General features: G+C 43.4%; 13 protein-coding genes. 5 read left to right on the top strand and 8 right to left on the bottom strand.

The features are described from left to right. Positions 1 to 23 precede the first annotated feature (23 nt). Positions 24 to 1886 (top strand): ABC transporter substrate-binding protein, encoded by a 1863-nt coding sequence (locus C7460_RS13500; protein ID WP_147302950.1) that lies wholly within the window; start codon positions 24 to 26, stop codon positions 1884 to 1886. Beyond that, positions 1876 to 3180 carry a glutamate-1-semialdehyde 2,1-aminomutase gene (hemL, locus tag C7460_RS13505; RefSeq protein WP_115868644.1) on the top strand — a complete coding sequence of 435 codons (1305 nt, stop codon included), beginning with the start codon at positions 1876 to 1878 and terminating at the stop codon, positions 3178 to 3180. Before C7460_RS13500 ends, hemL begins: the two co-directional genes overlap by 11 nt. 54 nt (positions 3181 to 3234) lie before the next feature. On the opposite strand, the gene C7460_RS13510 is transcribed toward hemL, so the two are convergent. Genes C7460_RS13510 through C7460_RS13540 form a run of 7 tightly spaced genes read right to left on the bottom strand, consistent with a single transcriptional unit; the run spans position 3235 to position 9474 of the window. Beyond that, on the bottom strand, positions 3235 to 3471 hold the full coding sequence (locus C7460_RS13510) for a hypothetical protein (protein ID WP_115868645.1): 237 nt from the start codon (positions 3469 to 3471) through the stop codon (positions 3235 to 3237). A 22-nt stretch (positions 3472 to 3493) separates the two neighbouring features. After that, a complete protein-coding gene (locus C7460_RS13515) occupies positions 3494 to 4432 on the bottom strand; it encodes a glycosyltransferase family 2 protein (RefSeq protein ID WP_147302951.1) in 939 nt (312 codons plus the stop codon). Between the two features lie 8 nt (positions 4433 to 4440). Next, complete coding sequence (locus C7460_RS13520) at positions 4441 to 6234, bottom strand: MutS-related protein (RefSeq protein ID WP_115868647.1); 1794 nt, start codon at positions 6232 to 6234, stop codon at positions 4441 to 4443. A 10-nt stretch (positions 6235 to 6244) separates the two neighbouring features. Then, positions 6245 to 7243: a DUF3667 domain-containing protein gene (locus C7460_RS13525; RefSeq protein ID WP_115868648.1), complete on the bottom strand. Its 999-nt coding sequence runs from the start codon at positions 7241 to 7243 to the stop codon at positions 6245 to 6247. Next, on the bottom strand, positions 7218 to 7403 hold the full coding sequence (locus C7460_RS13530; protein ID WP_115868649.1) for a hypothetical protein: 186 nt from the start codon (positions 7401 to 7403) through the stop codon (positions 7218 to 7220). The genes C7460_RS13525 and C7460_RS13530 overlap by 26 nt, the downstream gene beginning before the upstream one ends. Further along, positions 7400 to 8134 (bottom strand): 3-deoxy-manno-octulosonate cytidylyltransferase, encoded by a 735-nt coding sequence (gene kdsB / locus C7460_RS13535; protein WP_115868650.1) that lies wholly within the window; start codon positions 8132 to 8134, stop codon positions 7400 to 7402. The genes C7460_RS13530 and kdsB overlap by 4 nt, the downstream gene beginning before the upstream one ends. Next, positions 8131 to 9474, bottom strand: coding sequence for an NfeD family protein (locus C7460_RS13540; protein WP_115868651.1), 1344 nt, complete (start codon positions 9472 to 9474; stop codon positions 8131 to 8133). Before C7460_RS13540 ends, kdsB begins: the two co-directional genes overlap by 4 nt. A 57-nt stretch (positions 9475 to 9531) precedes the next feature. Here C7460_RS13540 and C7460_RS13545 point away from each other — a divergent pair, with 57 nt between their 5' ends. Genes C7460_RS13545 through C7460_RS13555 form a run of 3 tightly spaced genes read left to right on the top strand, consistent with a single transcriptional unit; the run spans position 9532 to position 12109 of the window. Continuing rightward, positions 9532 to 10275, top strand: a complete 744-nt coding sequence (locus C7460_RS13545) for a DUF4905 domain-containing protein (RefSeq protein WP_221409524.1) — start codon at positions 9532 to 9534, stop codon at positions 10273 to 10275. Positions 10276 to 10303: 28 nt separating this feature from the next. After that, positions 10304 to 11326, top strand: coding sequence for a LysM peptidoglycan-binding domain-containing protein (locus tag C7460_RS13550; protein WP_221409525.1), 1023 nt, complete (start codon positions 10304 to 10306; stop codon positions 11324 to 11326). Between the two features lie 6 nt (positions 11327 to 11332). Further along, a complete protein-coding gene (locus C7460_RS13555) occupies positions 11333 to 12109 on the top strand; it encodes a TIGR02757 family protein (RefSeq protein ID WP_115868654.1) in 777 nt (258 codons plus the stop codon). Here the strand turns inward: C7460_RS13555 and pyrE are convergent. Beyond that, the gene (pyrE, locus tag C7460_RS13560) at positions 12103 to 12753 is read right to left on the bottom strand and encodes an orotate phosphoribosyltransferase (RefSeq protein WP_115868655.1); all 651 of its coding nucleotides are present in this window, start codon (positions 12751 to 12753) and stop codon (positions 12103 to 12105) included. The two genes, C7460_RS13555 and pyrE, sit on opposite strands and share 7 nt — an antisense overlap. Positions 12754 to 12821 lie beyond the last annotated feature (68 nt).

A 12821-nucleotide genomic window follows, 5' to 3' on the forward strand; every position in this document is an offset into this window, starting at 1 on the left:
ATTATTAATTAACCAGTTGTGCTTTGAAAAATCTGATCCTAGTATTTACCCTTTCATTTTGGTTTTGTGGGGCTATGGCCCAAAGTGACCAATCTGAATACCTGGAGGCCAAGCGGCTTTTTGGTGAGAAGCGATATACAAGTGCTAAAGGAGCCTTCGGGGCCCTCAAAGACAGTGAAGTTTTTGGGGCTTATGCTCAGTTTTACTACGGTTTGTGTGCTTATCATCAGGGAAACTTCCAGCAGGCAGAGACCAGTTGGGAACAACTGCTGCAGAAGCACCCGAAATGGGAGCAGAAAATGGAGGTGGTTTTTTGGCTGGCATATGGCAACATGAGCAGTGGAGAGTATTTAAGAGGCTTACGTTTTGCTAGTCTGTTGTCAGAGGAGTTTATGGATGCCGAGCGTGAAAAGGTTCTGGTACAGCAGTTTCTAAGTCCACTAGCTTTTGAGGAGCTCAAAGCACTGCATGATCAGTTTCCTAAAAGCCGACCGCTGGCAGAACTGGTAGCGGTTCGCATGGCTGGTTTGCCATTTGAAGAGCGCGATATGGCGTACATACAATACCTGGCTACGCGATGGAATTTCGAACTCAATGACTTGTTAATGTCCGATTTGCCTTTGGTGAAAAAGGATACTTACAACATTGCCGTCCTATTACCTTTCTTGTTTGAATCATTGGATGATACTCGTGTGATTTCCCAAAACCGATTGGTGATGGATATGTATCAGGGAATGACGCTGGCAGAAGAAGAACTTGCCGCCAATGGCTTTCCTGTCAGCTTGTATCCGTACGATACCAAACGTAAAAAACAGGTAACATCAGAAATTCTAGAAAATGAAAGCTTAAAAGCTGCGGACCTAATTATCGGCCCGTTATATTCAGGACCAAATGAGGTGGTGAATATTTTCTCAGATACCAATAAAATCAATACAATAAACCCTCTTTCCTCTAATGGAGAGGTGATTGGAGATAATCCCTTTTCATTTTTGTTTAAACCCAGCTACCAAACCTTAGGTAGAAAGCTGGCGGAATTTGCTGCTACAGAAAATGAGGACAATAAAAATGTGATGATTTTCTATGAAGGCTCTGCACGAGATTCTACGCTTGCAGGAGAGTACCGTAAGACTATTGAGGAAAAGGGTTTTAAGGTGTTGTTTTTCAGAGAGATAACCAAGGAGAACTCACGGGGCTTACTGGACACTTTGGTGGCAAAGTACACCGATTACCTTACAAAATCAGAAGCAGATTCTGTAAGTGAACTGCCAGGAAGGTTTGTGAAAGACAGGAGGATCAGACAGGAAGAACTTGAGAAAAAGTGGGCAAATGACGAGTATGATTTGCCGGTGTCCTATGACGATGACAACAACCCGATTGTATATTATCAGGAGCTTTTTACTATAAAACCTGACAGCATAGGACATATATTAGCAGCTACGCGTAGCAACCTGTTTGCCAACAACCTCATTAGTGCTGTGGAAACCCGTGGAGACAGCATTAAGCTGTATGGATATGGTGACTGGCTGGACTTTACCATGTTATCCTTTCAGCAGCTAGATAGATTGAAGGTGGCTATGGGACATCCAGACTATGTGGATGATGAAAGGTATGGACATGAACAGCTTCGCGAAAAATTCATTAAAAAATTTAAAACTAATCCCTCACTAAATCATTTTAGAGGTTACGAGTTGGTTTGGTATACCGGACAAATGCTACATACCTACGGCAAGTATTTTCAGAAAGGTTTGAGCGAGGGACGGTTCAATGCAGGACGTGTGTTTGAAGGATTCAAGTATGGTGTTCACAACGACAATCAAATCGTTCCTGTCGTAAGATTTAACAATGCTAAACTCGAAGTAGTCAATAGAGATACCTATGAAGATTGAAAAAAGTAAGTCACTTTTTAGCAGAGCAAAAAATTATATCCCAGGGGGAGTTAACTCTCCGGTCAGGGCTTTTAAAGCTGTAGGAGGGGATCCGATCTTCTTCAAGTCAGCTAGCGGAGCCTATATGTACGACGAGGATGGCAATAAGTACATAGACATGATCAACTCCTGGGGACCAATGATCCTGGGCCATGCACATGAAGAGGTAGAAGAGGCTATTATCAAAGCTGTTAGAAATTCTCCTTCGTTTGGAGCACCGGCTGAGCGTGAGTTGTTGATAGCGGAGCTGATATGTGAAATGGTGCCATCTGTAGAGCGTGTGCGCATGGTCAACAGTGGGACAGAAGCTACTATGTCTGCTATAAGGGTAGCCCGCGGGTATACTGGTAGAGATAAGATTATCAAATTTGACGGATGCTACCACGGTCATGGTGATTCATTTTTGATAGCGGCTGGCAGTGGAGCCATGACGATGGGTACGCCTAATAGCCCTGGGGTAACGGCCGGTACAGCGAAAGACACCTTGCAGGCAAATTTTAATGATCTGGAAGGAGTGAAGCAAGTAGTGGCAGATAATAAAGATGAAATAGCTGCGATCATTCTAGAGCCTGTGCCGGGCAATATGGGATGTGTTTTGCCTCAGCAGGGATTTCTAGAGGGCTTACGCCAACTTTGTGATGAAGAAGGTATCGTACTGATCTTCGATGAGGTGATGAGCGGATTTAGGTTAGCTAAGGGGGGAGCTCAGGAGCGTCTCGGTGTTATTCCTGATATGACTACTCTTGGTAAAATCATAGGTGGAGGCATGCCAGTAGGTGCGTATGGTGGCAAAAAGGAAATCATGGACTATGTATCGCCACAGGGCCCGGTGTATCAAGCAGGGACACTTTCCGGAAATCCGGTAGCTATGGCGGCAGGTCATACAATCCTTAATTATTTGTATGATCATCCTGAAACCTATGGCAAGCTAGAGTCTAACACAAAGAAAATTGTAGCTGGGTACAAAGAAACATTGGACGTATTGGGGCTGGATATGACCATCAATCAGATTGGTAGCATGTACAGCTTGTTTTTTACTGATTCTCAGGTTACTGACTTTGAGAGTGCTAAAAAGTGTGATACTGCAGCCTTTGGTCAGTACTTTAATTTAATGCTCCAACATGGCATCTACCTGGCGCCTTCTCAGTTCGAAACGTTGTTTGTTTCAGCCGTATTGAGCGATGAGGATATTCAGGACATAATCAGCGCAAATGATGAATGCCTACGCGCAGTAATGGACGTAGCAGCAAACTAAAGCTACCAAAACATGGTCAAGGCCTTCACAATTACTACATTGTGAAGGCTTTTTTTATTTTGTCAGAGCATTCCAGAGCTCTTGCCATTCAGAATCTAAACTTCCATTGTACTCTGGCTTCCCTGCACGCGCATACCAGTAGCGAGCATTGCTTACATCTCCTTCTTTTTTATGCAAGTATGCATGAATCCATGCTGCTTCTGCGGTAGGGAGGTCCTGAATAAGGTCGTGTGCCTTGTCCCACAGGCCTTCTTTGTCAGCTTCTAGTGATTGTTTGTAGATGTCTTCCATAGTTTTTAGTGCTTGCGCAAAGCTATAAATACCACCAGTGTCGTCCTTGTTCTAATCCATTTTCATGCAAAAATGCTTCTATCTTCTTTCGTTGAGCAGGATCTGGCCAAACAGCTACCAGCAGCTTCACATCTTTCACAGCTGTAAGGGATTGATAGTTGGTAAGGTCAAATTGCCGAAATGGAATGTTTTCAGATTTTAGAATGTGTTTGGTAAGCTGGGATTTGAGGTTGTTGCCCCAAAGGCACAGGTTTCCATTTTGAAGGTCCAATTCTATGAATTTTTGAATCTTCAGGTTGAAAAATGCTCTTTGCTGGTAGTTAGAATTGTTTCTAGAAGTACGATCAGGGTGTTCACGCCAATAGAGCGTCACTTTTGGAATACAGTGGATGTGAAAACCTTTCTGATACCAGTCAAAAACCAGATCGTAATCCTCAGGATATTGCAATTGGTTTAGATCTAACTCTTCGCGTCTGATCATCCAATTAGGAGAGGCAATTACGCATTCGCGGTAGACTTGAGTCCACTGTCGGTTTTGTAGGTTGATATCATTGATCCATTCCTCATAGGCACGATATCCATCAGATACTTTTAAGCCAAAATACCTGATCAGCCCAGTCACAATTGTTTTAGTTGGTTGGCTGGAGATCGCATTTACCATGAGTTGGATGCGGTCCTTAGGCATCAGGTCATCGGCATCCATACGGGTCACGTAGCTACCATTGGCCTGGGATAAGGCATATTCCAGAGCTGGTAAAATTCCCTGACCAGGATTTGTATACTGGCGTATACGTGAATCCTCACCGCAAAAAGAAGAGATGATATCCACCGTAGAGTCTGTGCTGTGATCGTCTACAATAATGAGCTCCCAGTCGCTGTACGATTGTTCAGATATAGAGCTCACGGTTTCATTTATGAATTTCTCTCCATTTTTGACCGGCATTAGGATGGATACTGTCACTACACTGCTCAATTGAGGATTCCCATGTTTTTCATTAATTGTGCTGCATTGAAACTTTTGCAGGCACCAGGGGTGAGTTTGTAATCAAAATGAATTTTACTGCCTTCGATACTGCTGTTAAAACTGAAATTGCGAATGCGCTCATCCTGCTCAGCTATTTTGGCCAATGCCAAATCATGGGTGGAGATTAGTCCCATTGATGTAGTGTTTACTAACTTTTCTATGAGCCCAACAGCACCGATATGTCGATCTTGTGAATTTGTTCCTTTGAGTATCTCGTCCAGCAAGTAGCAAACTTCATTACCACCTTTCAATAGCTGCAGCAAGTGCTGAAGTCTTTTTAATTCTGCATAAAATGAACTGGTGTTTTCTGAAAGGTTGTCACGGGTGCGCATCGAAGTGAATATCTGCAAAGGCTTGAAAGTCAGAGACTTGGATTTCGTAGGCAATCCTAGATGGCCCAGCAGTAAATTGGTGCCAAGTGTCCGTTGAAAGGTGGATTTTCCTGACATGTTTGAGCCCGTGATGATGTCCAGACTGCCCTGCTGGTTTATGTCAAACTCATTGCTTACAGCCTGATGAGGGTGCATCAATGGGTGTTTGAGTTGTTGTGCAGAGATGTTCCATTGTTCGGTAACACTCGGGTAGGTGTCTTCAGAGTTAGCTGCTGCATGTGCTGCCAGGCTTACATACGCTTCTGTTTCATGAACAAGGTCTAGCCATTCATTGAGTTCATCTCGATGAAGTATCTTCCATTTTTCTAATCGCAGTAAAATGAACACATCCAATACGAAGAGCACGTCAAGTAAAATAAAGAAGATGTTTGCTCGAGTATTGATACGTGCCGTAATGGCCTGCAATTCATTGATGGCAGCAAGAGCTTTGGAGTGTTCTAGTTGCTGTCTTATCTGTGCGACTCTACCGTTTTGAGCAGGGGTCGTTAATATATGGGCAATCAGGCCTTTATATGATTTTACTAAATAATCTGCTTCATCCAAGCCTTTGCTTTGTACCGTGAGTGAGCGGATCACTGTACTTAGCAGCAAGATGTTAAATACTACAGACAGGTAAATGATTTGATATGGGTAACCACCCGAAAAGATAAGCAGTGAAGTAATCAGGGTGCTAAGCACTCCTAATACACCTAAAGCAAACAGTATTTTACGGCGTGAGTGGAAAGAAGTGGGTAAAGAAGTCCAGGTAGCAAGATGTTCTGCATTAAGCTGTGGCTTGTTTTTCTTTTTTTGGAGTGTCATCAACCTGGAAATGGCCTGAAATTTTTGAAGCCAGTCAATATTCGGGGTAAGAGCTTTAATGGTAGATTGTCGCTCCAGAATGGTAGTAGCAGAAACTGTTTTTTGCATCCAGCCAGCGAGTAACTCGCGAGCATCAGTTAGAGAAGTTCTGTTTAACAATTGGAATAACGAGTGATTGCCAAACACATCTAAATCGGTAGTATATGGGTGATGATCATCTTGATATTCTTTGCCAGGAGGGAAGTGCTCAAGTTTGAGGTCCAATCGCAGCAATTCTTCTTCGTTGATAGTGGAAAGCATGCCAGCAAACTTGCGGGCCTTATGGTGTGCCCGGTATTTCATGACTAGAGCATAAAATAGCAAACTTGAAGCTATGAATGACGCCAGATAGATCATTCGGTCCGTTTGGAAATAGGAGATGATTAAGTAGGCGCCTGCTATAAATGTAAGTCCACGAAACAGGGAAAAGGCTTTGAAGCGCTTGTCATGATACTCAAATTGAGCTTGGTATTGGGATTGTTTAGAGTTGAATAATTGGTGAGCCATTTGCAGGTCTTTAATAGAATAACAAGCTGATTAGTATTTCCATTGCCAAGCCTATAGTCAGGCATATAGAATAGCCAAAAGCAATGAGAATGGATTTACCAATTGCTGTTTTCCATTTTAGCTGATAAGTATTTTTTAGTGATATCAGAAGGTAAACCATCACAGTGCCCAAAATGTATTCCTCTTGTATGGCCATGTCGATGATTTCTGAAATCCACATGATCGTGAGTATAACAAAGGCAAAGCTGTGCAGGTGTAGACTATGTACCAGGTGATTGATATAGAGTCTTTTTCTAAATAGTAATTTGAGCAGTAAGGCAAAAACTGGTAACAGGAAAAACATCATGATCGGGATGTTTTTTAGCAGGTACTGGTTGACAGAGGCCAGGTCTGCCTTCATTAGTTTGATGATTTGCCTGACTATTTTTCGAGTGATGTAGGTGTTTTCAGCATTGTGAACTGCGTCTTCAATTTCGGCAACGGTATACTCGTTTTTATCCTTAGTCATTTCTCGAATGACTTGCCAGTCTCGTTGGTTAATTGGCCAGGACGGGCCTCCACCTAATGAATCCTTCAATAGGGTATCACCCTTTATTTCATCCAGCGTGAGGATGTCAGGGTTGTCTTCTATGGGTTTGGGTAGCACACTGGTAGTGGTGTTTTTTGATTGGAAGATACCGGGGTCTCTTTCACGCGTACTTAGGTTGAGAAAGAAAAAATGAACCAGGCTTAGGACCAGGTAGAGTCTTATAGGGTTGGCATAGTGTACTCGCTTGCCGGCCATAAACTCGGAGGTGAGTGTTCCGGGTTTCAAAAAGAATGGATAAATGCTTCGTCCAAAGCGCGAGTCAAAAGAGAAATAATTCGCAAAAAAATCACCGAGAAGTTCTCTGAAGCTTATTTGACGGTCGTTGTTTTCCTGGCCACATGCCGGGCAGTAGTCAAACGATATGTCTAATGGTCGGCCACAGTTGAGGCAAGAGTCAGTCTTGTTTTTCCTTCTTTTCATAACGCCGTAAAAAGTAGTTGCTAATCCATGCCAGAGCTATGGCTCCCATGGCCCAAAGGGTATATTCCAGATTGCCTTCGGTACTTCGGAGTGAAAGCCAGAAGAACACAACGGCTACCCCCATGAGCAACCATGTGAATAGTTTTAATGCTTTTTTCATTTAGAATAGATGTTTTCAAGATGTGCTACATCAGCCATGGTATCCACCATTTGGCTGTCTAGTGTGGTTATGCCTACCTGTATGCTGTAGCCATTTTCCATCCAGCGCAGTTGCTCCAATGACTCTGCTTGCTCCAGCTTGCCAGGAGGCAGTTGGTTGATTTTAGGAAGTATATCTGACCTGTAAGCATAAAGCCCAATGTGCTTATAAAAATCATGGTGGGCTAGCAAGTTGCTATTATGATCTCGAAGGTAAGGAATGCAGGTTCTGCTAAAATAGAGCGCTTTACCCGTCCGGTCGAAGGTTACCTTGATTTTTGAAGGATCATGAAGAGTGGCTTCCTGCGTTATTTTTTTTGCAAGGGTGGCCAGTTCGACGTTCCCATCCAGCGTATCGCACAGCAGGTCTATTTGGTCGGGATGTACATAGGGCTCGTCTCCTTGTATGTTTACCACATAGTCGTATTCGGGGTAGGTCTGCAAGACTTCTCCGCAGCGTTCGGTACCGTTGCGGTGTGTACTGGAAGTCATTAGCACATTTCCACCTATGTGGGTGATTTCATCAGCTATACGATGATCATCTGTGGCTACCACTACACGAGCAAGCAGCTTACTCTGTACGGCTTGTTCGTATACACGTCGAATCATAGGCTTTCCATTGATCGGAATTAGCGGCTTACCAGGAAGCCTTTTGGAGCCCATTCGCGAAGGTATGATCCCGAGGATTTTCATTTCAACTCCCGTACTTTGAGCGATGTGCCTTCGTCAGAAATCACCTCTACTGTGGTGCCAGATTCTATATAATTGCCACGTGTGTAGGCATCATATAGCTCCCCTTCAATCTCTACACGTCCGCTCGGCCTGAGTATGGTATATGCAGTGCCTTTTTTCCCCACCAACGACTTGCTTTTGTAATAACTAGAGGTGTATCCCTGACTTTGATCCTGCACATCCTGTAGGGCAATATTTTGAAATACTTTAGAGTTGGCGAGCCTAACACCCCCAAAAAACATGACAATTATAGCACCAAAAAGGCCTGCCAACGTGGTGGCTACTGCTATGAATATGTCATCCATATTCACAAAAGAAAAATCCAATGCGTCGTTGTTGAGCATGACTAGAACCAGCGATCCGAGGGTCAATATCAGCCCGGCTATACCAGCTATACCAAAGCCCGGGATGATAAAGACTTCTGCGGCGATCAGCAAAACTCCTCCCACGAAGGCAATGATTTCCCAGTTTTCAGCAAGCCCATTGAGGTAATAAGGTGTGAAGTACAAAATGACTGCAATAGCTGAGGCCAGAATGGGGAAGCCCACACCTGGAGTTTGAAGCTCAAAGTAAATCCCTCCAATAATTATTAGAATGAGTATGCCACTTACGAAAGGATTTAAGAAAAGCGCAATGATTCGCTCTGTGAGATCTAGTTTGTATTCTTCTATTTCATAAGATGTCACTCCGGATCTGGTCATTATTTCGTCAATACTGTTTACTTGCGCTTCACAAAAACCGTATTGGATGGCTTCAGATACTGAGAAAGTAACCACTTTGCCCTCTGTGGCAATACTGTCCAGGTCAATGTCCTCATCTACCATGCCTTCAGCTATTTTAGGGTTTCTGCCTTTTGCTTCGGCTGTACTGCGCATAATCGATCGCATATAGGACTGGTACTTGTCAGGAGCCGCGGCACCATCTTGAGTGACTACAGTAGCAGCACCTATGCTCGAGCCTTTGGCCATGTATATGCTGTCGCAGGCAATGGATATAAGTGCACCTGCAGATGCGGCATCTTTATTGATAAAAGCATATATCGGGCGGTCAAAATTAAGGATGCGAGTACGGATTTCATCGGCATCATTGAGGGCGCCTCCATAGGTGTCCAGTTCCAGGATGACAAAGTCTACGTCTAGCTCCTGGGCATGTGCCAAACCCAACTCGGTATAGCGATTGGTGCGTGGATCTATGTTGGCCTGTACTTTCAAATGTAGTACCTGTACCGTGGTGCTGTCAGCAGCATGCGTGGCTGTAGTCAGCATTAGAAATAAGATTACTCCGATGTGTTTTATAAGCATAATGGGTGCCCTAACTTTGGACGACAAATTTCTTTAAAAATACGAGAATCAACTTTGGTGACTGTAGCTTCTTTCAGATTTTCTTTACCTGTAGAAGGGAAACTTTGGCAAACTGCCTTTGATTCCTCCACAGGTCTCTTGTGGATGGAGTTCAGAGATGAAGAGTTACAGAGATTGTTTTTTCGCTCAGTTGAATTGTCTTCGGGAGCGTTGGGTGATAGGATAGAGTTCGCTGAAACAGACTGGTGGACGTCACTCTTGCGTGTGAGTGGGGGGTATTTACTTCTGGAACAATACACCGATCCACAAAACCCTACAGAAAAAAGTTTGTTGGTCTATGATGCGGCCAATCACGGTTTGGTAAATCGGTATGAAGATTTCCAGTTTGTAAAGCAAGAAGGAAATGTGGTGTATGGGCAAAGTTTGAAAAACCAGGGAGAAACTAAATCGTTTACATTGGAGATTGTGGATGTGCCAAAGGTTAATGAGGACTTAGACGAGCCAGTGTATTATGCACCAGGGAGTGACAGTCATTCGTTGGTTTTTGATTTTTTGTCCAAAGAATCGTCTCCTGTAGGCTGTGAATATTTTGAAATCAACAACTATATCATAATTAGCTACTACGAACGTTCTGATAGCAAGTTTGATCGGATGTTGCTAGTATTAAAATCAGGGGAGGAGATACTTCACGATCGAATAGATTCGAAGATGTCTGGATTTGCTGCAGGCGGTTTTTTTATCTTCGATGGGTTATTGGTGTATGTCAAAAATGGGAATGAAATTAATGGGATTGAGTTATAAGTACTTACTATCGATACTAGGAATACTAATGATCGCTCAAGCCTCAGCACATGTTGGGGATTCGGTGAGGTTACAGAAGGATGGCAAGAGGTATTTTGTGATCCATCAGGTGGAGAAAGGAGAAACGCTATATAGTTTGTCCAAGCGATATGGGTCAGAGCTGCAGCAGATTGCATCTGTCAATAGTATTGAGGATAACCAAATAGCCCTTGGTCAGGTAATCCGGGTTCCTGTAGAAGTGAGTGAGGAAGAACCAGGAGTCTTTTCTGAGGCTACTGCTGAGCCTAAACCAGAAGAAGTTAGAGGGAAACACACCTCACATATGGTGTCAGCAGGAGAGACGCTCTTTTCAATATCTCAAAAATACGGTGTAGCAGTAGGTGATCTGAAATCGTGGAATGCGCTTACCAGCAATGAATTGTCTATAGGGCAAGTATTAAAAGTGGTGCCTAAAAATGAACAGCCACAACCTACGGAGGCTGAGGAACCTGCTGAAGAAGTAAATAATGAGTCAGGCAAGACAGTCTCTGGAGAACTGCCTGCTGGATTTACTGCTTATTATGTGCAGAGTGGTGATTTGTTAGAAACTATAGCCAAACGATTTAAGGTGCGACCAGATAGCATCGTGATCTGGAATCAACTTGACAACACCTACTTAACAATTGGTCAAAAGCTGCTAATCAAAGGAAAGCTGGATGAAGAACTTATGCGCACAGCTGACAAAGTAGAGCAATTGGCTTACGGTACTCGCAAAAAAGTAAAAGATCAGAGCGGATTCGTAAAAGTATATGAAGAGGGTACGGCCAGAAAAATAGAAGGCGTAGCGGAAACACAGAAGTATTTGGCTTTGCACCGCCAGCTTAAGGTGGGCACGCTGATGGAAGTCAGAAACCTCATGAACAATCAAAAGATCTTTGTTAGGGTGGTTGGTAAGCTTCCTGATACTGGACTAAACGAGAATGTCTTGATTCGTTTAACTCCGATATGCTTTGATCGCCTGGGGGTAATAGATCCTAAAACTCGCGTAGAGGTAAGCTACTATGAGGAGTAGTAGGTCATGAATCAGTCGGAGCTAAAAGATTTTTTAGATGCGAAAGTAAAGCAATACAATCAACCAGGTTTTATTGAGCACGATCCTGTGAGCATTCCTCATGGGTATACTAAGCCGCAGGATATCGAGATATCAGGCTTTATAGCCGCGGTACTCGCCTGGGGGCAACGCAAAACGATTATTAGCAAGTGTGTTGAGTTTTTTAGGATGATGGACAATGATCCACATGCCTTCATCTTAAATCATACGGAATCGGACCTTAAGCCATTTGTGAATTTCAAGCACCGTACTTTCAACGGTACGGATGCACGCTATTTTATTTCACTGTTTAGATACCATTACGAACGGTTCAGCTCGTTAGAAGAAGCGTTTGTTCATGCTGCAGATACCAGTAGTGTGGATGTAGAAAGCCATTTGGTGTCATTTTACAACTATTTCTTTTCCTTACCTGATTATCCACCTCGCACAAGAAAACACGTTTCCAGTCCGGCAAAAAACTCTGCCTGCAAACGGCTGGTGATGTTTTTGAGATGGATGGTAAGAGCCGATGATTGTGGTGTGGACTTTGGCTTGTGGAAGCGAATAGAGCCTGGTCAGCTCGTCTGCCCTTGTGATCTTCATGTGGACCGTGTGGCCCGTAAATTAGGTCTTATCACTCGAAAACAGACTGATTGGAAGACCGCTCAAGAGCTCACAGCAAACCTCAGGAAACTAGATCCTGAGGATCCTGTGAAATATGATTTTGCATTATTTGGCCTGGGTGTAGAAGAAAAGTTTTACTGATTCCACTGTGCTGGATTGTCACGCCAGGAAGACAGTGTGTTTTCCTGATCAGCACCTATTTTCCCGTCTTTGATCATTTTACCTATCAGGGTGGGGTAGTCACTCAAATAAGTAAGGTCTACATGGTGTTTAGCAAAGTTGTCTTCGGATATTCCAAAACCATAGGTAAAGATGGCTGCCATGCCTATCACATCCATCCCAGCACTTCTTACCGCCTCTGCTGCTTGTAGAGAGCTTCCTCCAGTGGAGATCAGGTCCTCTATTAGCACCACTTTAGCGCCAGTTTTAGCTACACCTTCTATTTGATTTTGCATGCCGTGAGCTTTTGACTTGGATCGTATATAGATAAATGGCAGGTCCAGTGCGTCAGCCACCAAAGCACCCTGAGGTATACCTGCAGTAGCTACACCAGCTATACATTCTACATTAGGGTATGTAGTTTTAATCAGTTTCACGAGTCCTTCTTTTACCTGATTTCGTATTTTCGGGTACGACAAGCTTACCCTGTTGTCACAATATATTGGCGACTTCCAACCTGAAGCCCAGGTAAAAGGATCATTGGGCTGTATTTTAATGGCTTCAGCGGATAGTAAGGCATCTGCTATTTCTTCTGCCAATTGTGTGTCAAATTTCTCTACGGACATTACGTATATTAAATTTTAGTATTTCTTGATGAGGTGCTTTTTCACCACAGCATTTTTGTGCTTTATTT

The sequence above is a fragment of the Marinoscillum furvescens DSM 4134 genome, from assembly GCF_003386095.1.
GTDB classification, from domain to species: domain Bacteria; phylum Bacteroidota; class Bacteroidia; order Cytophagales; family Cyclobacteriaceae; genus Marinoscillum; species Marinoscillum furvescens.

Coding starts and splice junctions, on each gene's coding strand:
- hemL (WP_115868644.1), top strand. CDS start 1,876: ATGAAGATTGAAAAAAGTAAGTCACTTTTTAGCAGAGCAAAAAATTAT.
- C7460_RS13510 (WP_115868645.1), bottom strand. CDS start 3,471: ATGGAAGACATCTACAAACAATCACTAGAAGCTGACAAAGAAGGCCTG.
- C7460_RS13520 (WP_115868647.1), bottom strand. CDS start 6,234: ATGGCTCACCAATTATTCAACTCTAAACAATCCCAATACCAAGCTCAA.
- C7460_RS13525 (WP_115868648.1), bottom strand. CDS start 7,243: ATGAAAAGAAGGAAAAACAAGACTGACTCTTGCCTCAACTGTGGCCGA.
- C7460_RS13530 (WP_115868649.1), bottom strand. CDS start 7,403: ATGAAAAAAGCATTAAAACTATTCACATGGTTGCTCATGGGGGTAGCC.
- kdsB (WP_115868650.1), bottom strand. CDS start 8,134: ATGAAAATCCTCGGGATCATACCTTCGCGAATGGGCTCCAAAAGGCTT.
- C7460_RS13540 (WP_115868651.1), bottom strand. CDS start 9,474: ATGCTTATAAAACACATCGGAGTAATCTTATTTCTAATGCTGACTACA.
- C7460_RS13550 (WP_221409525.1), top strand. CDS start 10,304: ATGATCGCTCAAGCCTCAGCACATGTTGGGGATTCGGTGAGGTTACAG.
- C7460_RS13555 (WP_115868654.1), top strand. CDS start 11,333: ATGAATCAGTCGGAGCTAAAAGATTTTTTAGATGCGAAAGTAAAGCAA.
- pyrE (WP_115868655.1), bottom strand. CDS start 12,753: ATGTCCGTAGAGAAATTTGACACACAATTGGCAGAAGAAATAGCAGAT.